18 protein-coding genes are annotated in these 21,196 nt (G+C 69.8%); 9 read left to right on the plus strand and 9 right to left on the minus strand.

Features of this window, described 5'->3' with window-relative positions:
- Nucleotides 1-19 precede the first annotated feature (19 nt).
- The 3 genes from OG974_RS29185 (at nucleotide 20) to OG974_RS29195 (ending at nucleotide 3,957) form a co-directional block, all read left to right on the plus strand.
- The gene (locus OG974_RS29185; RefSeq protein ID WP_327278737.1) at nucleotides 20-628 is read left to right on the plus strand and encodes a TetR/AcrR family transcriptional regulator; all 609 of its coding nucleotides are present in this window, start codon (nucleotides 20-22) and stop codon (nucleotides 626-628) included.
- Between the two features lie 277 nt (nucleotides 629-905).
- Nucleotides 906-2,531 (plus strand): citramalate synthase, encoded by a 1,626-nt coding sequence (gene cimA / locus OG974_RS29190; protein WP_327278738.1) that lies wholly within the window; start codon nucleotides 906-908, stop codon nucleotides 2,529-2,531.
- 97 nt (nucleotides 2,532-2,628) lie between these two features.
- On the plus strand, nucleotides 2,629-3,957 hold the full coding sequence (locus OG974_RS29195; protein ID WP_371644936.1) for a hypothetical protein: 1,329 nt from the start codon (nucleotides 2,629-2,631) through the stop codon (nucleotides 3,955-3,957).
- 35 nt (nucleotides 3,958-3,992) lie between these two features.
- Here OG974_RS29195 and OG974_RS29200 read toward each other — a convergent pair whose 3' ends face one another.
- Nucleotides 3,993-4,598 (minus strand): YceI family protein, encoded by a 606-nt coding sequence (locus tag OG974_RS29200; protein WP_327278740.1) that lies wholly within the window; start codon nucleotides 4,596-4,598, stop codon nucleotides 3,993-3,995.
- A 257-nt stretch (nucleotides 4,599-4,855) separates the two neighbouring features.
- On the opposite strand from OG974_RS29200, the gene OG974_RS29205 reads away from it, so the two are divergent.
- Together OG974_RS29205 and OG974_RS29210 are read left to right on the plus strand one after the other, a co-directional pair.
- Nucleotides 4,856-6,439, plus strand: coding sequence for an acyl-CoA carboxylase subunit beta (locus OG974_RS29205; protein WP_371644938.1), 1,584 nt, complete (start codon nucleotides 4,856-4,858; stop codon nucleotides 6,437-6,439).
- Nucleotides 6,440-6,462: 23 nt separating this feature from the next.
- Complete coding sequence (locus OG974_RS29210; RefSeq protein WP_327278742.1) at nucleotides 6,463-6,663, plus strand: acyl-CoA carboxylase subunit epsilon; 201 nt, start codon at nucleotides 6,463-6,465, stop codon at nucleotides 6,661-6,663.
- 248 nt (nucleotides 6,664-6,911) lie between these two features.
- Here the strand turns inward: OG974_RS29210 and OG974_RS29215 are convergent, their stop codons facing one another.
- The 8 genes from OG974_RS29215 to OG974_RS29250 all read right to left on the minus strand — a co-directional run bounded on the left by OG974_RS29215 (nucleotide 6,912) and on the right by OG974_RS29250 (nucleotide 17,288).
- Complete coding sequence (locus OG974_RS29215) at nucleotides 6,912-7,493, minus strand: ATP/GTP-binding protein (protein WP_327278743.1); 582 nt, start codon at nucleotides 7,491-7,493, stop codon at nucleotides 6,912-6,914.
- Nucleotides 7,474-8,031: a DUF742 domain-containing protein gene (locus tag OG974_RS29220; RefSeq protein WP_327278744.1), complete on the minus strand. Its 558-nt coding sequence runs from the start codon at nucleotides 8,029-8,031 to the stop codon at nucleotides 7,474-7,476. The genes OG974_RS29215 and OG974_RS29220 overlap by 20 nt, the downstream gene beginning before the upstream one ends.
- Nucleotides 8,032-8,124: 93 nt before the next feature.
- Nucleotides 8,125-8,538, minus strand: a complete 414-nt coding sequence (locus OG974_RS29225) for a roadblock/LC7 domain-containing protein (RefSeq protein ID WP_008739857.1) — start codon at nucleotides 8,536-8,538, stop codon at nucleotides 8,125-8,127.
- A gap of 10 nt (nucleotides 8,539-8,548) precedes the next feature.
- Nucleotides 8,549-11,743 carry a nitrate- and nitrite sensing domain-containing protein gene (locus tag OG974_RS29230; protein WP_327278745.1) on the minus strand — a complete coding sequence of 1,065 codons (3,195 nt, stop codon included), beginning with the start codon at nucleotides 11,741-11,743 and terminating at the stop codon, nucleotides 8,549-8,551.
- A gap of 333 nt (nucleotides 11,744-12,076) precedes the next feature.
- Complete coding sequence (locus tag OG974_RS29235) at nucleotides 12,077-12,658, minus strand: ATP/GTP-binding protein (protein WP_048475966.1); 582 nt, start codon at nucleotides 12,656-12,658, stop codon at nucleotides 12,077-12,079.
- The gene (locus OG974_RS29240) at nucleotides 12,639-13,031 is read right to left on the minus strand and encodes a DUF742 domain-containing protein (protein ID WP_030859942.1); all 393 of its coding nucleotides are present in this window, start codon (nucleotides 13,029-13,031) and stop codon (nucleotides 12,639-12,641) included. The genes OG974_RS29235 and OG974_RS29240 overlap by 20 nt, the downstream gene beginning before the upstream one ends.
- Nucleotides 13,032-13,181: 150 nt before the next feature.
- A complete protein-coding gene (locus OG974_RS29245) occupies nucleotides 13,182-13,595 on the minus strand; it encodes a roadblock/LC7 domain-containing protein (protein ID WP_008739864.1) in 414 nt (137 codons plus the stop codon).
- Nucleotides 13,596-13,604: 9 nt separating this feature from the next.
- Nucleotides 13,605-17,288 (minus strand): nitrate- and nitrite sensing domain-containing protein, encoded by a 3,684-nt coding sequence (locus OG974_RS29250; protein WP_327278746.1) that lies wholly within the window; start codon nucleotides 17,286-17,288, stop codon nucleotides 13,605-13,607.
- Nucleotides 17,289-17,852: 564 nt separating this feature from the next.
- Between OG974_RS29250 and OG974_RS29255 the strand changes: the two genes are divergently transcribed.
- The 4 genes from OG974_RS29255 (at nucleotide 17,853) to OG974_RS29270 (ending at nucleotide 21,188) form a co-directional block, all read left to right on the plus strand.
- Nucleotides 17,853-18,035: a hypothetical protein gene (locus OG974_RS29255; RefSeq protein WP_327278747.1), complete on the plus strand. Its 183-nt coding sequence runs from the start codon at nucleotides 17,853-17,855 to the stop codon at nucleotides 18,033-18,035.
- Between the two features lie 98 nt (nucleotides 18,036-18,133).
- Complete coding sequence (locus OG974_RS29260) at nucleotides 18,134-18,922, plus strand: fumarylacetoacetate hydrolase family protein (RefSeq protein WP_327278748.1); 789 nt, start codon at nucleotides 18,134-18,136, stop codon at nucleotides 18,920-18,922.
- Nucleotides 18,915-20,390: a glutamate--tRNA ligase gene (gltX, locus tag OG974_RS29265; protein ID WP_371644942.1), complete on the plus strand. Its 1,476-nt coding sequence runs from the start codon at nucleotides 18,915-18,917 to the stop codon at nucleotides 20,388-20,390. The genes OG974_RS29260 and gltX overlap by 8 nt, the downstream gene beginning before the upstream one ends.
- Nucleotides 20,391-20,513: 123 nt before the next feature.
- Nucleotides 20,514-21,188: a DUF4241 domain-containing protein gene (locus tag OG974_RS29270; protein WP_328763814.1), complete on the plus strand. Its 675-nt coding sequence runs from the start codon at nucleotides 20,514-20,516 to the stop codon at nucleotides 21,186-21,188.
- Nucleotides 21,189-21,196 lie beyond the last annotated feature (8 nt).

Raw genomic sequence — 21,196 nt, forward strand, 5'->3', positions numbered from 1 at the left:
ATCGACGAAGGAGTGGCCCATGGCGGCGGGTGGAGTGCGCGCGGTGCGGAAGAACGCGCCGCCGCGCGAGGACGTACTCGTCGCCGCCATGGCCACGATCGCCGAGCGCGGCCTGGAGGGCCTGACCATGGCCGGCCTGGGCCGTCAGGTCGGCATGAGCAGCGGCCACCTCCTCTACTACTTCGGCAGCAAGGACGAGCTCCTGCTGCAGACGCTGGAGTGGAGCGAGGCGGCCCTGGGCGCGAAGCGGCGGGCCCTGCTGTCCCGCCGCGGACCGGCGCGCGAGCGGCTCCAGGCGTACGTGGACCTGTACGTGCCCGAGGGGGCCCGGGATCCGCACTGGACCCTGTGGCTGGAGGTCTGGAACCGCTCGCAGAACGCGGGCCCGCAGGAACGCGAACGCCAGGCCGCCATCGAGGGCGCCTGGCACCGCGACCTGGTGGCCCTGCTCGCCGAGGGCATCTCGCGCGGGGAGTTCCGGCCCGTGGACCCGGACCGCTTCGGCGCCCGGCTGCGGGCACTGCTCGACGGGTTCAGCATCCAGGTCGCCGTCGGTCTGCCCGGCATAGGGCGGGCGGACATCCTGGCCCACGTCTCGGAATTCCTCGATGAGGCTCTCGTATCGTGAGACGCACCGCTCTTGCGGTGAGACGGTGTGGCACACTGCGGACGTGCCTGCTCAGCTCATGATTATGGACAGCAGCGCGCCGGTCCGCAGTGACCGCTGAACCGTGGAAGAACTTCGCGGCAGCGGCCATCGTGCCCCAGACCCGCGCGCAGACCTCTCGCACCCGCGAGGGGTCTTTTCGTTTCCCGGCTCCATTCCTGCTGGGGACCGCGCGCGATGATGGGGGCAGTGGATCCCGGGCATCCGGAACCACTCATCCGACAGGAGTCAGATCAGCATGACGACGACACCAGAGGCGACAGGGGCAGCAGCGGTCCTCGACGACAGCTTCCACGTCTTCGACACCACCCTGCGCGACGGCGCCCAGCGTGAGGGCATCAACCTCACCGTCGCCGACAAGCTGACGATCGCCCGGCACCTGGACGACTTCGGAGTGGGCTTCATCGAGGGCGGCTGGCCCGGCGCCAACCCCCGCGACACCGAGTTCTTCGCCCGGGCCGGCGCCGAGATCGACTTCAAGCACGCCCAGCTGGTCGCCTTCGGCGCGACCCGGCGGGCGGGCGGCTCGGCCGCCGAGGACCCGCAGGTGCGGGCCCTGCTGGAGTCGGGCGCGCCGGTGATCACCCTGGTCGCCAAGTCCCACGACCGGCACGTCGAACTCGCCCTGCGCACCACGCTGGACGAGAACCTGGAGATGGTCCGCGACACGGTCTCCCACCTGGTCGCCCAGGGCCGCCGCGTCTTCGTCGACTGCGAGCACTTCTTCGACGGGTACCGGGCCAACGCCGAGTACGCGAAGTCGGTCGTGCGCACCGCCCACGAGGCCGGCGCCGACGTGGTCATCCTCTGCGACACGAACGGTGGCATGCTGCCCGCCCAGGTCACCGCGGTGGTCGCGACCGTGCTCGCCGACACCGGCGCGCGCCTGGGCATCCACGCCCAGGACGACACCGGCTGCGCCGTCGCCAACACCCTGGCCGCCGTCGACGCGGGCGCCACGCACGTCCAGTGCACCGCGAACGGCTACGGCGAGCGCGTCGGCAACGCCAACCTCTTCCCGGTCGTCGCCGCGCTGGAGATCAAGTACGGGCGCCAGGTGCTGCCGGTCGGCGCGCTCGCCGAGATGACCCGCATCTCGCACGCCATCGCCGAGGTCGTGAACCTGACCCCGTCCACGCACCAGCCGTACGTCGGCGTCTCGGCCTTCGCGCACAAGGCGGGCCTGCACGCCTCGGCCATCAAGGTCGACCCGGACCTGTACCAGCACATCGACCCCGAGCGGGTCGGCAACACCATGCGGATGCTGGTCTCCGACATGGCCGGTCGCGCCTCCATCGAGCTCAAGGGCAGGGAGCTCGGAGTCGACCTCGGCGGGGACCGCGCGTTGATCTCCCGCGTCGTCGAGCGCGTCAAGGAGCGGGAGCTCCAGGGTTACACGTACGAGGCCGCCGACGCCTCCTTCGAGCTGCTCCTGCGCGCCGAGGTCGAGGGCCGCGCCCGCAAGTACTTCCGTACGGAGTCCTGGCGGGCCATCGTCGAGGACCGCCCGGACGGCACGCACGCCAACGAGGCCACGGTCAAGCTGTGGGCCAAGGGCGAGCGGATCGTGGCCACGGCGGAGGGCAACGGCCCGGTCAACGCCCTGGACCGGGCGCTGCGGGTCGCCCTCGAACGCTTCTACCCCCAGCTGGGGAAGTTCGAGCTGATCGACTACAAGGTCCGCATCCTGGAGGGCAAGCACGGCACGGAGTCCACGACCCGCGTCCTGATCTCCACGACGGACGGCACCCGCGAGTGGTCCACGGTGGGCGTCGCCCCGAACGTGATCGCCGCGTCCTGGCAGGCCGTGGAGGACGCCTTCACCTACGGCCTCCTCCACGCAGGCGTCGAACCCGCCGAATAGCCCGTCCGGGACGGGAGTCGCGGGGGCGGGGATTCGGCACGAGGGGGCTTATGTCCTGCTCACACGGGAAAGGGGCGGTTCCGGTAGCGTCGGAGACATGAGGACCAGGCTGATATCCGTACGTTTTGGATCGTTGCTGTCCGGTCTGCTGCTGGCGCTGTCGGCGACCGCCCTCGTGGCCGCCCCCCAGGCGTCGGCGGCCACCGGGCCCGCCGCCGTGGCTGAGGCCCTCAAGGAGGGCCCGGTCTACGTCGACCCGCGTGCCGAGGCGCAGCTGCCGAAGGCACAGGCGGACGCGCTCGCGAAGAAGATCAAGGATGCGGGGAAGCCGGTGTTCGTCGCCGTGCTGCCGGCCACTTCCGAGTTCCCCGCGGAGAACGTCCTGCGTACGGTCCGGGCCGAGACCGGCATCACCGGGCTCTACGCGATCCGGCTCGGCGACGGCTTCAACGCGGGCGCCGACCGGGCGGTCATGCCCGTCAACGCCGTCCGAAACCTGACCGACGCCGTCAAGGCCGGTGGGCCCGTGGACGCGGGCACCGAGCTCAACAACTTCGTCGACCAGGCCCTGACGCAGGTCAAGGGCAAGGCCCCCGCCTCCTGGGGCGACACCGGCAGCTCCGGCGGGGTCCCGGTCGGCGGGCTGATCACGCTCGGCGCGGTGGCGGCCATCGGCGGGGGCGGTGCGTACGCCCTGGTGCGCCGCAACCGCAAGAAGAAGGAGGAGGCGGAGCGCGAGGCCGTCGAGAAGCTGCGCGTGGTCGTCGACGAGGACATCACGGCGTTCGGCGAGGAGCTCGACCGGCTGGACTTCCACCCCGCAGAACCCGGCGCGGACGATGCCATGCGGGCGGACTACGAACAGGGCCTCGACTCGTACGAGAAGGCCAAGGACATCATGGCGTCCGTCCGGCACCCCGAGGAGGTCAGGGGAGTCACCCAGGCCCTGGAGGACGGCCGCTTCGCGCTGGCCAGCCTCGATGCCCGCCGTCAGGGCAGGCCGCTGCCCGAGCGCCGGTCGCCCTGTTTCTTCGACCCGCGGCACGGGCCGAGCACCGAGGACCGCGATTGGGCTCCGGCCGGCGGGGCGGCGCGTACCGTCCCCGTGTGCGCGGCGGACGCCGTCCGGCTGCGGGAGGGCAAGGACCCGATGGTCCGTACGGTCGACACGGACCACGGGCCGCGTCCCTATTACGACGCGGGCCCGGCGTACGGCCCCTGGGCGGGCGGATACTTCGGCGGCGGCATCCTGCCGGGTCTGCTGGTGGGCACGATGCTCGGTTCGATGATGTCCGGTCCCGCCTACGCCTCCGACATGGGCGGCTTTGACGGAGGGGATTACTCCGGCGCCGACTTCGACTCCTCCGATTTCGGGGGAGGGGACTTCGACGGCGGCGGAGGGTTCGACGGCGGGGGCGGCTTCTAGCGGCCGCCCCCGGGGTCCCGGCGGCGTCAGGCGGTTCAGGCCTGCTTGATGGCCGAGATGTCGAAGGTCAGCTTCACCTTGTCGCTGACCATGACGCCGCCGGCCTCCAGCGCGGCGTTCCAGGTCAGGCCCCAGTCGGAGCGCAGGATCTCGGCGGAGCCCTCGAAGCCGACGCGCTCGTTGCCGTAGACGTCGGTGGCCGAGCCGTTGAACTCCAGGTCGATGGAGAGCGGGCGGGTGATGTCCTTGATCGTCAGCTCGCCGGTGATGCGGTACTTGTCGCCGCCGAGCTGGGCCGCCTCGGTGGACCGGAAGGTCATCAGCGGGAAGGCCTCGGCGTCGAAGAAGTCACCGCCGCGCAGGTGGCCGTCGCGGTCGGCGATGCCGGTGTCCACGGAGCCCACCTTGACCTCGATGGTGGCGGCGGAGCGGGACGGGTCGCTGCCATCGAGCTGCAGGCTGCCGGTGTAGTCGGTGAAGCTGCCGCGGACATTGGTCACCATCGCGTGGCGGACGGTGAAGCCGATGCTGCTGTGGGAGGCGTCGATGACGTAGTCGCCGGTGAGGGCGGCCAGGGCCGGGTCCACGTCGAGGGTGGCGACGGCGGCGGTGTCCTGGCTGCGGCGGTTGAAGAGGCCCATGATCTGCTCCTTGGGAGTGCCCTGCTCGAATGTTGGTTTAACGTTCAACGAGAACGACGTTAGACCCATTCCGTTCAAATTTCAACATCCTGGCGAGGTCGTGCGTAGTTTTGTGGACACTCCACAAAGGAGGGCGGCCTCGCCTGGTGATGTCCGCGCATCACGTGGCGGTTCTGTTCGGGCCGGACAGCGGAACACACCCGAGACTGTGTGGAATCAACGGAGGTTTTTCTTCGACCGCTTCGTAAGGTCGATACATGACCGTTGTGGACCAGACTCCGAGCGAGCCGACGGACGCCCGCGGGCGCGTGGCCGAGCTGCATTCCCTGCGCGAGCAGGCGCGGCGTGGACCCAGTGACCGGGCGACCGAGGCGCAGCATGCCAAGGGCAAGCTGACGGCTCGTGAGCGGATTGCGCTGTTGCTCGATGAGGGGTCGTTCCGTGAGGTGGAGCAGTTGCGCCGTCACCGGGCGACGGGCTTTGGCCTGGAGGGCAAGAAGCCGTACACCGATGGTGTGATCACCGGGTGGGGGACGGTCGAGGGTCGGACGGTCTTCGTCTATGCGCATGATTTCCGGATCTTTGGCGGTGCGCTGGGTGAGGCTCATGCCACGAAGATCCACAAGATCATGGACATGGCGATTGCGGCCGGTGCTCCGTTGGTCTCTCTGAACGACGGTGCGGGCGCTCGTATCCAGGAGGGTGTGTCCGCGCTCGCTGGGTATGGGGGCATCTTCCAGCGCAACACCAAGGCGTCGGGTGTGATCCCGCAGATCTCGGTGATGTTGGGCCCGTGTGCGGGTGGTGCGGCGTACTCGCCGGCGTTGACGGACTTCGTGTTCATGGTCCGTGAGACCTCGCAGATGTTCATCACCGGGCCGGACGTCGTGCGTGCGGTGACCGGTGAGGAGATCTCTCAGAACGGGCTCGGTGGTGCGGACGTGCACGCGGAGACCTCTGGTGTCGCGCACTTCGCGTATGACGACGAGGAGACCTGCATCTCCGAGGTGCGTTACCTGATCTCGATGCTGCCTTCCAACAACCGGGAGAACCCTCCGGTCCATGAGACCTCCGACCCTGCCGATCGGCGCTCGGACGTCTTGTTGGATCTGGTTCCGGCGGACGGTAACCGCCCGTACGACATGCTCAAGGTGATCGAGGAGCTCGTCGACGAGGGTGACGTCCTGGAGATCCACGAGCGGTGGGCCCGCAACATCATCTGTGCGCTGGCCCGGCTCGATGGTCAGGTCGTCGGCATCGTTGCGAACCAGCCCGGTCATCTGGCCGGTGTCCTGGACATCGAGGCCTCGGAGAAGGCTGCGCGTTTCGTGCAGATGTGCGACGCCTTCAACATTCCGATCGTCACGCTGCTGGACGTCCCCGGGTTCTTGCCGGGTGTCGACCAGGAGCACGGCGGCATCATCCGCCACGGTGCGAAGCTGCTGTACGCGTACTGCAACGCGACCGTTCCGCGGATCAGTCTGATCCTGCGGAAGGCGTATGGCGGCGCGTACATCGTCATGGACTCGCAGTCCATCGGCGCGGACATCACGTACGCGTGGCCGACCAACGAGATCGCGGTGATGGGTGCCGAGGGTGCCGCCAACGTGATCTTCCGCAAGCAGATCGCCGAGGCCGAGGACCCCGAGGCGATGCGTGCGCGGATGGTCAAGGAGTACAAGGCCGAGCTGATGCACCCGTACTACGCGGCCGAGCGCGGCCTCGTCGACGACGTCATCGACCCGGCGGAAACCCGCGAAACCCTGATCAGCGCCCTGGCGATGCTGCGCAGCAAGCACGCCGACCTGCCGTCCCGCAAGCACGGCAACCCGCCGCAGTAAGAAGCGAAGGAGACCTGTCACCCATGGCGAAGACCGACACCCTGCTGCGCGTCGAGAAGGGCAACGCCGCCCCCGAGGAGCTGGCCGCGATCACCGCGATCCTGCTGGCCCGCGCCGCGGCCACCCCCGAGGGTCGCCCGACGCACCGCATCGGCTCCCAGGCCCGCTGGCGCCGCCTGGAGCGCACGCCCGGCTTCCGCACCGCGCACAGCTGGCGGGGCTGACACCGCCCGCTTCACCGACGGCCGCTCGCCGGTCCGGACCTGGCCCCCTCGGGGCCCGGGTCACGGACCGGCGGGCGGCCGTCGGCCGTTTCGCCACCCCTCGGGCCGGCGGCCCCGGGCGCCGCAAGCGGCGCCGAACGGGGACCGGTAGGGGCGCTGGTACGCAGAGCCCGACCAGGAACCGAAACCGGAACGCCGGGACCCGTGACGGGTCCCGGCGTTCCGGACAGGGAGGAGCCTGACGGCGCCTACCGCAGTCGGGCCATGAGGGCGTGCTCGACGAGCGTGATGAGCGCGCTCTTGGCGTCCGCGCGGTGGCGGGCGTCGGTGGTGATGATCGGAGCGTCCGGGCCGATCTGCAGGGCCTCGCGGACTTCCTCCGGGGTGTAGGGCTGGTGTCCCTCGAAGCCATTGAGGGCGACGACGAACGGCAGCCCGCTGTTCTCGAAGTAGTCGACCGCGGGGAAGCAGTCCGCCAGACGCCGCGTGTCGACGAGGACGACGGCGCCGATGGCACCGCGGACGAGGTCGTCCCACATGAACCAGAAGCGGTCCTGACCCGGGGTACCGAAGAGGTACAGGATCAGGTCCTGGTCCAAGGTGATGCGGCCGAAGTCCATGGCGACCGTCGTGGTCGTCTTGTCCCCGGTGTGGGTCAGATCGTCGATGCCGGCGGACGCGGACGTCATGACGGCTTCGGTGCGCAGCGGGTTGATCTCGGAGACCGCGCCGACGAACGTGGTCTTGCCCACGCCGAAGCCGCCCGCCACCACGATCTTCGCGGAGGTGGTGGAGCGAGCCGCTCCGCCGTTAGAGCTTGCGAAGTCCACTGAGCACCCTTTCGAGCAGTGTCACATCTGGCTGGCCGCCGGCAGACTCGTCGCCGCCGGGCTGGTGAATGGCGACAAGGCCCGCCTCCGCCAGGTCGGCGACGAGGATTCGGGCGACACCAAGAGGAATGGAGAGAAGTGCCGAGATCTCCGCGACGGATTTGATCTCCTGGCACAGACGGCAGATGCGCTGGTGCTCGGGCAACTGCCCTTGCAGCCGCGCGGGATCGGCCGTGGTACTGACCAGCGCCTCGATGGCGAGCTGGTAGCGCGGCCGGGTACGGCCGCCGGTCATTGCGTACGGGCGCACCAGCGGGTTGTGGGCCTTGGGGGCCTGTCCGCCCCGGTGGGGCGGCCGCGAAGCCCTGTGGGGCGGCTGAGCCTGCTGGGGCGGCTGTCCGTACGGCTGCTGCTGGTAGGGATTGTGCTCCGGCATGGGCCGGCTGGGAGCGGAGGGGAAGTTGAAGCGGTTCTGGTCGTGCTGCCCACCCTGCGGCTGCTGAGCGCCGCCATAAGGATGACCTCCGGGTGTTGTCACGTTTCCTCCTCCGACTCCAAGAACGCAGTACTCCCTGTGGAACCGCGCCACCGCACCCTATGGTGCGATAACGCGAAACGCACTGCCTGTTTGCTAGTTGAGAAGACTTCCCTGTAGCTCCGAGCGCAGTTCCGGGGTGAGGACACTGCCGGCGCGGTCCACGAGGAGGGCCATCTCGTAGCCGACGAGGCCGATGTCGCACTCGGGGTGCGCGAGCACCGCGAGCGAGGATCCGTCCGAGACGGACATGAGGAAGAGGAATCCCCGGTCCATCTCGACCACGGTCTGGTTGACGGCGCCGCCCTCGAAGATGCGGGAGGCTCCGGCGGTCAGCGACGTCAGACCGGAGGCCACGGCCGCCAGCTGATCGGCGCGGTCGCGCGGGAATCCATCGGACATCGCCAGAAGAAGGCCGTCGGCGGAGACCACCACCGTGTGCGACACCCCAGGGGTGTTGTCCACGAAATTGGTGATCAACCAGTTCAGGTTCTGTGCCGCCTGGCTCATCGGGCTCACACTAACGCTCCTGGTCATAGCTGTTACTTGACTGCTCAGAACCCGCGCTGCGTCCCTGCTGGACACCGCGCCGCAGGTTGCTCAACCTGCCACGGACGTCCTCCGGTGCGCGGGAGACCTGGGGGCCGCCCTGCGGGGTCGTCTCCGCTGCGCCCTCGACCAGGTTGGCCTTGGGCACGCGCCGAGGGAGACCGGACGGGGTGACCCCGCCCGCCTTCGGCTCACGGAGCTTTGAGGCCTGCTGCCAGCGCTCGTCGTTGTTCGAGCGCCAGGCGTCGCCGCCTTCCTCGTCCCGCTCCGGGGCGGCGGGCTGCTGCTGTCGCTGCGGCCGCTGCTCGAAGAGGGATCCGGTGGACTCCGCTTCCTTCCGTGCCGGCTGCCACTGCTGCTGGCTGCCGCGGCGCGGCAGGCCCGCTCCGGTCACTTCGTGGCCGGTGTCGGCAGCGGCGCCCGGACGGTCGAAGCCTACGCGGTCCGCGACGGGTTCGGGAGCGACCGGGGGTTCCGATTCGGTCCCGTATCCCTGCTGGTAGCCGCCCGAGTAGGTGTTCTGCTCGGGCCATTCGGCTTGCTGCGACTGGGATGCGTAGCCGTCCTCGTACGCCGGGGCGCCCTGCTGACGATCCTGATAACTGGCTTCCGGATAACCGAAGTCCTGCTGCGGGTACGCGTCGTAGCCCTGCTGGGCGCCGTGGGCCTGCCGGGAGTCGTACGAGGTGTCGTAACCGCCCTCGGGCTGCTGCTCGTACTCCTGGTACTGCTGGTACCCGTGCTCAGGCTGGGGTTCCGCATACTCCTGCTCGGCGTACTCGCCCCGCTGCTGCTCCTGCCCGTAGCCCACCTGGGCTTCGAGGGCTGCCCGGCGGTCCTGGTGGGCCAGGGAGCGACCCACGGAGTCCAGGCCGTCGCCGCCCTGCTGGTCGGCGCCGCGGCCCTCGTACTGGGAGTCGTCGAAGCCGAGCTCGGCAGCCGTGCGCATCGGGACGGCCTGCTGGGTCTGCTGCTGCGGGATCATCGACGACACCGTGAAGTCGTCGTCCGGGATCCCCTCGCCACCACCACCATGGGTGATCGCGTCGGGGAGCATGACCAGCGACGTGGTGCCGGCGGCCTCACCCGAGGGGCGCAGCTGGACGCGGATGCTGTGGCGGTCCGCCAGCCGGCCGACCACGAAGAGACCCATGCGCTGGGAGATCGCGGCGTCCACGGTCGGCGGGTTGGCCAGCTTGTGGTTGATGTCCGCGAAGTCCTCGGCGGTGAGGCCGATGCCCTTGTCGTGGATCTCGACCATGACGCGGCCGTCGGGCAGACGCGTGGCGTTGACGCGGACCTTGGTCTGCGGAGAGGAGAACGTGGTGGCGTTCTCCAGGAGCTCGGCGAGCAGGTGCACGAGGTCGGTCACGGCCTGGCCGTGGATCTCGGCCTCGGAGACGCCCGAGAGCTCGATGCGCTCGTACTGCTCCACCTCGGAGGAGGCGGCGCGCAGGACGTCGACGAGGGGGACCGGCTGGTCCCAGCGGCGGCCCGGCTCCTCGCCCGCGAGGATGAGGAGGTTCTCGCCGTTGCGGCGCATACGGGTGGCCAGGTGGTCCAGGCGGAAGAGGTTCTCCAGCTGGTCCGGGTCGGCCTCGTTGTTCTCCAGGTCGGTGATGAGGGTCAGCTGGCCCTCGATCAGCGACTGGTTGCGTATGGAGAGGTTCGTGAAGATCGCGTTGACGTTCCCTCGCAGGAGCGCCTGCTCGGCGGCGAGCCGGACCGCTTCCCGGTGGACCTGGTCGAAGGCGCGGGCGACCTCGCCGATCTCGTCCTGGGAGTCGATCGGGATCGGCGCGACACGGGTGTCGACCTTGCCCGGGTCGGTGCGCGAGAGCTGGTCGACGAGCATCGGCAGGCGCTGCTCGGCGACGTCGAAGGCGGCGGTGCGCAGCCGGCGCATCGAGCGGCTCATCGAGCGGGCCATCATGCCGGCCAGGATGAAGGCGGCGAGCAGGGCCACGACCACGATGGCGCCGGTCCAGATGGCGTCGTTGCGGGCCGAGTCGGAGACCGCGACGGAGTCGGTGACCGCCTTGTCGAGGAGTTCCTTCTCGATCTCGGCGTAGCCGTCGAACTTGGCGGTGGCAGCGGCCTGCCAGGCCTGCGGCGTGGTGCCGCCGGCTGCGAGCTTGGCCTTGCTGTCGCCGCCGGCTATCGCGTCGGTCATGCCGGTGAGCGCCGAGTTGTTCACCATGGGCGGAGTCTTGAAGACGGTGCCGGCCTGCTCGGCCTGCTGCTTGGCCAGCGCGAGCTTGGCTGCACCCTCCTGCGACTTCTTGCCCATGACCTCCTTGAGGCGGTTCACGTCGTCCTCGGTACCCGCCGCGACGTACTCGCCGATGGCGATGTCTTCGAGGTAGGCGTACGAGGAGAAGGCGACGAGCTGGGCCTTGCGGACCTGCTCGTTCTCATTGGGGCGCACGAGGAGGTGGGTGCCGACCGAGCGCTGGAGCGAGTTGGCGGCCTTGGCCAGCTCGACCGCGTAGACCATGCGGCCGTAGCTGGTGACGTTGCCGGTGCCCAGGCCGAGCTCGTTGGAGAACGTCATGAGGTAGTGCTGGACCAGCACGTACCCCTCTTCGGTCGGGATCGGGCCGTTCGCGCTGGGCGGGTTCTTCTTCTCCGTCTCCGGCGCGACGTAGGCCGTCGCCCGGACGGCCGCGAGCTTGGGCTCCTCCTGGCGGAAGAGCTCAAGGCGGCGCTCAAGCCCCTGGTTCTCGGGGAGGTTCTTGGCGGCTGCGGCGAACTTGGCCTTGGCCGCATCGGTGGCCGCGTAGGCCTTCGCGACGGCCTCGTTGTTCTTGTCGCCCCGAAGGAGCGGTTCGGCCGTGAGGTCGCGCTCGTCGAGGAGGGCCTGGCCGTATTCGGCCGCCGCCTGGACGATGCGGGCCGTCTTCTCGGCGTCCTTGGCTTCGTTCCAGCTGTCGACGGAGCCCTTCACCTGGAACCCGCCCATGACCAGTCCGACGAGGACGGGTACGAGCAGGATGGCGTTCAGCTTGGTCGGCACGCGCCAGTTGCGGGGTGCGAACCTGCTGGTGCTGCCGTTCTTCGCCGGCGGGTCCACGGGTACGTCGACGGGCGACGTGCCCGCGCGCTGCGGCGGGGTGAAGTTGCCACGCGCGGGTTCATCCGCGGGGCTCGCGTTGCTTCGCCTCACTCGACCAACAACCTCTCGGCGGTGCTACTAGCTAGTTAGTTGAATTCCAGCACGGTTAACGGCCGTGTTCCAAACAGTTGGAACCAGCCATTCCCAGAACCTTATGTCCCGCATAAATCGGACATAAAGAGCGACCTACGGCAAAAAAGGAGCTGGTTGTGAGCGCAGCGGCACCGCCCGACCGCGCCCTGTGTCCGACTGGCTTCAATTCTCTGTCGAAACGTTATGAACCAAGAAGGCGGGCCGTGTCCTATGACACAGCCCGCCCTCTCGTGTTGTGAAGAACCAGTGGTACTTGAGTGGTGGCCCTTGAGCCGCGTCGCCCGGGTCGTGTTACTTGAGTCGGGCCATGAGGGCGTGCTCGACGAGCGTGATGAGCGCGCTCTTGGCGTCCGCGCGGTGGCGGGCGTCGGTGGTGATGATCGGAGCGTCCGGGCCGATCTGCAGGGCCTCGCGGACTTCCTCCGGGGTGTAAGGCTGGTGTCCCTCGAAGCCATTGAGGGCGACGACGAACGGCAGCCCGCTGTTCTCGAAGTAGTCGACCGCCGGGAAGCAGTCGGCGAGCCTGCGGGTGTCGACGAGCACGATCGCGCCGATGGCACCGCGGACGAGGTCGTCCCACATGAACCAGAAGCGGTCCTGACCCGGGGTACCGAAGAGGTACAGGATCAGGTCCTGGTCCAAGGTGATGCGGCCGAAGTCCATGGCGACCGTCGTGGTCGTCTTGTCCCCGGTGTGGGTCAGATCGTCGATGCCGGCGGACGCGGACGTCATGACGGCTTCGGTGCGCAGCGGATTGATCTCCGAGACGGCCCCGACGAACGTGGTCTTGCCCACGCCGAACCCGCCCGCCACCACGATTTTCGCGGAGGTGGTGGAGCGGGCGGTTCCGCCGTTAGAGCTTGCGAAGTCCACTGAGCACCCTTTCGAGCAGCGTTACATCCGGCGTGCCGCCGGCCTCTCCATTGCCCGGCTGGTGGATGGCCACCATTCCGGCCTCGGCCAGGTCGGCCACGAGGATCCGGGCGACACCGAGCGGCATCGACAGCAGTGCGGAGACCTCCGCGACCGACTTGACCTCGCGGCACAGCGTGCAGATGCGCTGGTGCTCGGGAAGCAGGCCGGACAGGTGCATCGGATCGGCCGTGGTGCTGACCAGCGCCTCGATGGCGAGCTGGTAGCGGGGCCGGGTCCGTCCGCCGGTCATCGCGTACGGGCGAACGAGCGGCTGGTCGCCTTCCGAGTACGAATCACCGTACGAATCGGAGTAGGCGGGGGGCGGGGTCATTGATCCTCCGGGCTGGACAGCAGTGGTCAGCGTGCCGTCTGACGGGGCGGCCGGTGGGGGGACGGTATGACGGCCTGACGGTGGTACTGGGTTCCGGGGCTGGCCCCCGGTCCCCCGGCCGGAAGTACCGTCCGGCCGGGAGATGTGGCGTCAGATGAGCAGGCTTCCCTGCAGCTCCGCGCGCAGGTCCGGGGTGAGGACACTGCCGGCGCGGTCCACGAGGAGGGCCATCTCGTAGCCGACGAGGCCGATGTCGCACTCGGGGTGCGCGAGAACGGCCAGTGAGGATCCGTCCGAGACGGACATGAGGAAGAGGAATCCCCGGTCCATCTCGACCACGGTCTGGTTGACGGCGCCGCCCTCGAAGATGCGGGAGGCTCCGGCGGTCAGCGACGTCAGACCGGAGGCCACGGCCGCCAGCTGATCGGCGCGGTCGCGCGGGAAACCTTCGGACATCGCCAGAAGGAGGCCGTCGGCGGAGACCACCACCGTGTGGGACACCCCGGGGGTGTTGTCCACGAAGTTGGTGATCAACCAGTTCAGGTTCTGTGCCGCCTGGCTCATCGAACTCAACTAACGCTCCTGCTGGTAAGTGGGGTCGATGTGGTAACTGCCGGTCGCCGGGCCGTTGTTGCCGGCCTGACGACCCTGCTGGATACCCCGTCGGAGGTTGGTCAGACGGCCACGGACGTCGTCCGGCGATCGCGAGACCTGCGGACCCGACTGTGCGTCGGACTGCTGCTGCGCGGTGCCGGCCACGAGGTTCGCCCGCGGTACCCGGCGGGGCAGCCCCGAGGTGGTGATGCCGCCGGCGGCGGGCTGGCGCACGCGCTCCGCCTGCCGCATCAGCTCGTCGTTCGGCGAGGACCGCCAGCTGACGGTCGGCGAACTGCCGGTCGTCGCCTGGGCGGGCTCGGCCGCGGGCTCCTGGCCGCGCTGCGGCAGCGGCTGCTGCTGGCGCTGCTGGGGAGCCGGAGCCGGGGCGGACTGCTGCGGCTGCTGGGGAACCGGCGCCTGACCGGAGGACTGCTGGCCCTCCTGGTGGAACCAGTTCGACTCCAGGGTGTCGAAGATCGGGCTGCGCTCGTTGCCGGGGCTCGGGGCCGGCGGCAGCGCCTCCGGCTGGGGAGCCTGCGGCAGCTGAGGAGCCTGCGGCTGCTGCGGGGCGAAGCCGCCGACACCGGGACCGCCGGGCCGCGGGGCCTGGAAGTCCGGACGGGCGAACTGGCCCGTGGTGGACGGGTCCGCCGGACCGTGCAGCTCCGGGCGCTCGAACTGCCCGGTGGTGGACATGTTCTGGCCGGCCGGGGGCATCGGGGCCCTCAGGTCGGGACGCTCGAACTGGCCGGTGGTGCTGTTGCCGGCCGGCGGGTACGGGGCGTTGAAGTCCGGACGGGGGAACTCGGCCGTCGAACCGGGGCCCGAGAGCTCGTCGTGGCCGCGCGGGACTTCCTGGCCGCCGTGGCGCGCCGGGTCGGCGCCCCAGCTGGTGCTCTGCGGGACCCCGGCGGGGCCGGTGCCCGCACCCGGAAGCTCCGGACGGGAGGCGCCACCGCGCGGCGGCAGCTGCGGGCGGTTGCCGCGCGGAGCCGGGGCGGCGGGCGCCTGGGCCGAGGGGACCGGGCCCGTGGGGGCGGTCGGCTGCTGGGGCCGCTCGAAGCCGTTGCCCAGCGGGAACCCGCCCTGGCCGTTGGCCGTGGGCGAGGGCATCGGACGCGACGGGGGACCGCCGGCCGGACCGCGGCCCGGCAGCGGAGCAGCGCCGCCGAAGGCACCCTGGCCCTGGCCGGTCGCGGCGCCCGGCATGCCGGAGGTGCCCGGACCGCCCTGCGGACGTGCGCCGGGGCCGCCCTGCTGACGCGCACCGGGTCCGCCCTGGAGGCCCTGCGGACCGCCGTCGCGTCCCGGCAGCGCGGCACGCTGGCCACCGCCGGCGACCTGGCCGCGCTGCGGGCCGGCGCCGACGGGCTGGCGTGCGCCGCCGCCCGGGACGGAACCCTGTGCGGAGGCACCCGGCACGCCCTGCTGACCGCCGGAGCCCGGACCACCGGGACCGCCCTGGCCCGGCATCGGACCCGGCTTCTTGCCGCCCTGGGCGACGTCCACCGGGAGCATGACGAGGGCCGTCGTGCCGCCCGAGTCGGACGGGCGCAGCTGGATGCGGATGCCGTGTCGCAGGGACAGGCGGCCGACCACGAACAGACCCATGCGGCGGGAGACGGAGACGTCCACGGTCGGCGGCGACGCGAGTCGCTCGTTGATCGCGGCGAGGTCCTCGGGGGAGAGGCCGATACCGGTGTCGTGGATCTCGACGAGCACGCGGCCGTCGGGCAGTGCGTGACCGGTGACCTTGACCTTGGTCTGCGGGGAGGAGAACGAGGTGGCGTTCTCCAGCAGCTCGGCGAGGAGGTGCACGAGGTCGTTGACGACGCGGCCGGCGACGTCGGTGCCGGGCACCGACGAGAGTTCGATGCGCTCGTACTGCTCCACCTCGGACGCGGCGGCACGGAGCACGTCGACGAGCGGGACGGGGCGGGTCCACCGGCGGCCCGGCTCCTCGCCCGCGAGGACGAGGAGGTTTTCGCCGTTACGGCGCATGCGGGTCGCGAGGTGGTCGAGCTTGAAGAGCGAGGACAGCTGGTCCGGGTCGGCCTCGCGCGACTCCAGCTCGGAGATGAGCGAGAGCTGGCGCTGGATGAGGCCCTGCGAACGGCGCGAGAGGTTGGTGAACATCGCGTTGACGTTGCCCCGGAGGAGGGCCTGCTCGGCGGCGAGGCGGACGGCCTCGCGGTGCACGTCGTCGAAGGCCGCGGCCACCTGGCCGATCTCGTCGCGGGTGTGCAGGCCGACCGACTCCACGGACGTGTCCACGTCCTGCGGGTCGGACTCGGACAGCTGCTTGACGAGCTCGGGCAGTCGGTCCTGGGCGACCCGGGTCGCGGTGTCCTGCAGGCGGCGCAGGGAGCGGATCATGGACCGCGCCATGACGAAGGCACCGACGAGGGAGACGCCGAGGACGAGCAGGATCAGGGCACCGTTGATGATGGCGTCCTGCTGCGAGTCGTTCTTGAGCTCGCGGGCCTTCTGCTCCATGTCTTCGAGCAGGGTGAGCTCGATGACCTTCATGGCCTGGAGCTTGGTGTCGTCCGCGTCGTACCAGTCCATCCAGGACCGGTTCTTCTCCTTGGCGAACTGCCCCTGGGTGCTCAGGACGCGGCGGGCGTAGTGGTCGGCGGTGCCGATCTCCGTGTTGCCGTCGCCGAGCGCCGCGAGGAGTTCCTCGGGCTTGCCCTGGTAGACGAGTTCGAAGGTCTTCTTCGACTGGCTCTCGCCGCGGAGCGCGGAGAGGGCGTACAGACGGTCGTTCTCGGAGAGCGTGCCCGCCTTCTCGTTGCTCTCGGGGAGCGAGGCGGCGATGACGGCGCGCTGGATCGAGGCGTACTCCTTGGCGGAGGAGAAGGCCGCCAGGGCGCGCGTACGCTTGATCATCTCAGGGCTGGAGGTGGCCTGCGCCATGTCCTGGGAGAGCGAGAGCAGCGAGACGATCAGCGCGTTGTACTCGGTGACGGTCTGCTGGGCGCCGTTGACGTACGCCTTCTTGCGGATTTCCTCGATGCCGGTGAGCTGGCGGCCGATCTGCAGGATGTTGTTGCGGATCGACTTGAGGGTGTCGTCCTTGTCCTCCGTGCTGTCGACCTTGTCGGTCGCGGCTTCGAAGGCCTTGGCGGCGGCGTCGGTCTGGTCGCGGACGCCCTGGACGAGGCTGTTGGGCTTGCCGTCCTTGGTGACCGAGAGCGGACCCGCCGACTTGTCGCGCTCCTCCTGGAGCATGGCTGCCAGGTTGGTGGCCTGCCGGGTCATCGTCGTCAGCAGCTGCATGTGCTCCAGCTGCGCGATGTCGTTCAACGAGTCGTTGATGCGGAAGCCACCGAGCGTGGTGGCGGCGACGACCGGCAGGGTCAGCAGCGACACGAGTCGCGTGCTGATGCGCCAGTTCTGCATGGCGAGGCGTGAACCGGGCCCGCTGGGGGCCTTCGGTATCGCCGCTTCCTTGCCGTCGGCCGGCTCTTCGGTCTTCGCCTTGCCCCGGGGCTTGAGGCGTGCCTTCGCCTTCACCGTGGTGGAGGAGTCGGAGCCCGCGCCTTCGACAGCCGGCCCGCGGTTCTGGGCGTGCTGGGGCGAGGAGCCACGGTCGGTCCCGCCGCGCGGCTCCTGCTCCGCCGCAGCGCTGCCATCCCTCTTGAATCGTCCCTGCACTAGCGTCGCAACCTCTGGACCAGGCGTCCCGCCGGGCGACCGGTGGGACGGTGTCGAGTCGTGGGGCGTTTCGGCCCCATGGTGGTCGTCGGTGACCGGCGCGTCTCCCTCTCCTTGCCGCCGCGCGCGACGCTGTGTCGCGCCACCTGCGCGCCGGCTGTTCCCGCGGCGGTCCCGCGAATTCCAGCACAGTGGCGGATCTCCAACAAGGTGCGCGTGTCGGCCCGCAGGTTCGGTGACGGCTCGTAATGAGAGGGTCACGCCGTGTGGGGCGCCTTTCGGGGCGAACCGGACTTACGCCATCCAAACGCGGTGGCTGGCAAGGTGTCCCAGTCGAGATGATCAGGAGCGGAATGACAGATTCAGTGGCGTAATGCCCCTTTCGTCACCCAAAAATGACCATCCGTTATGCCCGTATTGCCAGGTCGCAGGTGAGCAAACTCACACACCCGTGGCCATTACTTCCCGGTTGAGCCGGGGAATCGGATGTTTAGCCTTGCCCTTTACAGGGTTGACGGATCCGACAACCCCCACCCCACAACCGAGCCGAGGGCCCGAGACACCGTGAAGACGACGATGATGTTCCGCAACATAGCCAACCCGCGCCGCACCACCCTCGCGCACCTCAAGGACGCCGAGGAGCTGCAGGCGGTCGAGGCTCCGGAGCACGCCGTCGAGCTGCCCACCCAGACCGCGAACCCCCGCCGCACGATCCTCATGGACGCGCCGGTCGCCGCCGCGCAGTAAGCCACTCGGGAAAAGGAGCGCGAAGCGCCGCTGCCCGCCGCGTTAGCCTGGGGACGCAGACTCCAGCCAGCGGAAATACAGAGGGGCAGACGCAACACGTGCGCATCGCCAGGTTCTCCATCGACGGCAATGTCGCGTTCGGCGCGGTCGAGGGCAACACTGCCCCCGGCGCCGAGGGTGAGCTCGTCCTCGACATCATCAAGGGCATTCCGTTCGCGGACTTCGAGCTGTCCGGCACGAAGGTCCCGCTGAGCAAGGTCCGGCTGCTGCCGCCCGTGCTCCCGAACAAGGTCGTGGCCATCGGCCGCAACTACGCGGAGCACGCGGCAGAGCTCGGCAACGAGGTCCCGGACGCGCCGATCACCTTCTTCAAGCCCTCCACCTCGGTGGTCGGCCCGGGCGACCCGATCTCGTACCCCTCCTTCTCCCAGGACCTGCAACACGAGGCGGAGCTCGCCGTGGTCATCGGCCGCATGTGCCGCGAGGTCCCCAAGGAGCGCGTCAAGGACGTGATCCTCGGCTACACCTGTGCCAACGACGTCACCGCGCGCGACGTCCAGCAGCGCGAGAAGCAGTGGGCCCGGGCCAAGGGCTTCGACAGCTCCTGCCCCCTCGGCCCCTGGATCGAGACCGACCTCGACCCGGGCGACCTGACCATCCAGTGCACCGTCAACGGCGAACAGCGCCAGCTCGGCCGCACCAGCGAGATGGTCCGCTCCATCGAGGACCTGATCGTCCACATCACCGAGGCCATGACGCTGCTCCCCGGCGACGTCATCCTCACGGGGACCCCGGCCGGAGTCGGCCCCCTCAACGTCGGCGACGAGGTCGCCGTCACCATCGAAGGCATCGGCACTCTCACCAACAAGGTGATCAAGCGTGGCTAACGCGAACGTCCGCGTACGTTTCTGTCCCTCCCCGACCGGCAACCCCCACGTGGGCCTGGTCCGGACCGCCCTCTTCAACTGGGCGTTCGCCCGCCACCACGGCGGTACGTTCGTCTTCCGCATCGAGGACACCGACGCGGCGCGCGACTCCGAGGAGTCGTACGACCAGCTGCTCGACTCGCTGCGCTGGCTCGGCTTCACCTGGGACGAGGGCCCCGAGATCGGCGGCCCGCACGCCCCGTACCGCCAGTCGCAGCGCATGGACATCTACGCGGACGTCGCACAGCGCCTGCGCGACGGCGGCTACGCGTACGACTGCTACTGCACCACCGAGGAGCTGGACGCGCGCCGCGCCGCCGCCCGCGCGGCCGGCAAGCCCTCCGGCTACGACGGCCACTGCCGCGACCTGACCGCCGTGCAGCTGGAGGCGTACCAGGGCGAGCACCGCCCCTCGATCGTCCGCTTCCGGATGCCCGACGAGCCGATCACCTTCACCGACCTGGTCCGCGGCGAGCTGACCTTCACCCCGGAGAACGTGCCGGACTTCGGCATCCTGCGGGCCAACGGCGCTCCGCTGTACACGCTGGTCAACCCGGTCGACGACGCGCTGATGCAGATCACGCACGTCCTGCGCGGCGAGGACCTGCTGTCCTCCACCCCGCGGCAGATCGCGCTCTACAAGGCGCTGATGGAGCTCGGCATCGCCACCGGCGTCCCCGAGTTCGGCCACCTGCCGTACGTCATGGGCGAGGGCAACAAGAAGCTCTCCAAGCGCGACCCGGAGAGCTCGCTCAACCTGTACCGCGAGCGCGGCTTCCTTCCCGAGGGCCTGCTGAACTACCTCTCGCTCCTCGGCTGGTCCTTCTCCAAGGACCAGGACATCTTCTCGATCGAGGAGATGGTGGCGAAGTTCGACATCCCGGACGTGAACGCGAACCCGGCGCGCTTCGACCTCAAGAAGGCCGAGGCGATCAACGCCGACCACATCCGCCTGCTGGACCCGAAGGCCTTCGCGGACGCCTGCGCGCCGTGGCTGGCGGCCCCGCACGCCAACTGGGAGCCGGTGGACTTCGACGCCGAGGCCTGGGCGGCCATCGCGCCGTACGCCCAGACCCGGGTCACCGTCCTGTCGGACATCACCGCCAACGTCGACTTCCTGTTCCGCAAGGAGCCGGTCGACGACCAGGTGTCCTGGGACAAGGCGATGAAGGGCGAGCCCGCGGCCCTCCTGAACAGCGCCCGCGCCCACCTGGATACGGCCGACTGGAGCGACCCCGAGTCCCTCAAGCAGGCCGTCCTGACCGCCGGCGAGGCCCACGGCCTCAAGCTGGGCAAGGCCCAGGCCCCGGTCCGCGTGGCCGTCACCGGCCGCACGGTCGGCCTGCCGCTCTTCGAGTCCCTCCAGATCCTGGGCAAGGACCGCTCGCTGTCCCGCATCGACGCGGCCCTGGCCAAGCTCGCCGCGTAGGCGCCTCCCGCACTCCCATCAGGGGGCGGCAGCCGGAAATCCCCGGCGGCCGCCCCCTGATGCGCTGTCAGCGCGGATCGCTAAGGTCCACCCGTACGCGCAATCACGTAGGGAAGGCCTGCCGTGCCGATCACCGCCCCCGACTTCTCCTGGTTCTTCACACCGGGCAGCACCTTCTCGTACGAGGAGGGCCCTACCGGGACGCTCGCCGTCGTCGACGGGGGCGAGCTGTGGCTGCCCACCGGCCGAGTGGTGGCCTGCGACCCGTTCATCGGTCTGGGCGGGGGCTACACGGCGCCGTTCACCGCCGAGGCGGCGCCGGGCCGCTACCGGGTGCAGGTGGCCATGGCCACGCTGACCGAGCCCGGCGAGGAGCCGGCGGACAAGCCGCACCGCCGGGTCGCCGCCGCCCGGCTGCTCATCACCGACCGCCCCGTGGTGAGCTGGGAGCTCGCCGTGCGGGACGGCCAGGACCTTGCGGAACTCGACGACGACGGGTTCTTCGGGTACGGCGTCGACGCGGGCGCGGGCTCCTTCTACGACGCCGCCTGCGACGACTCCTTCCCCGACTGCGAGGGGGACGTAGGGCCGCTCTGGGACGCCTTCGAGGCCGCCGGGCACGTGGCGGGCGTCCACCTCGTCGACGGGGAGAACGGCCACAACCTCGCGGCCTTCTCCTCCGGTTTCGGTGACGGCCACTACCCGACCTGGATCGGCAGGGACGCCGCGGGCGCCGTCACCTGTTTCGTCACCGATTTCTTCGTCGTTCCCGACGGCCAGGCCCCCGCGATGTCGTAGCGTCAGGG

The sequence above is a fragment of the Streptomyces sp. NBC_00597 genome, from assembly GCF_041431095.1.
Classification (GTDB): Bacteria; Actinomycetota; Actinomycetes; order Streptomycetales; family Streptomycetaceae; genus Streptomyces.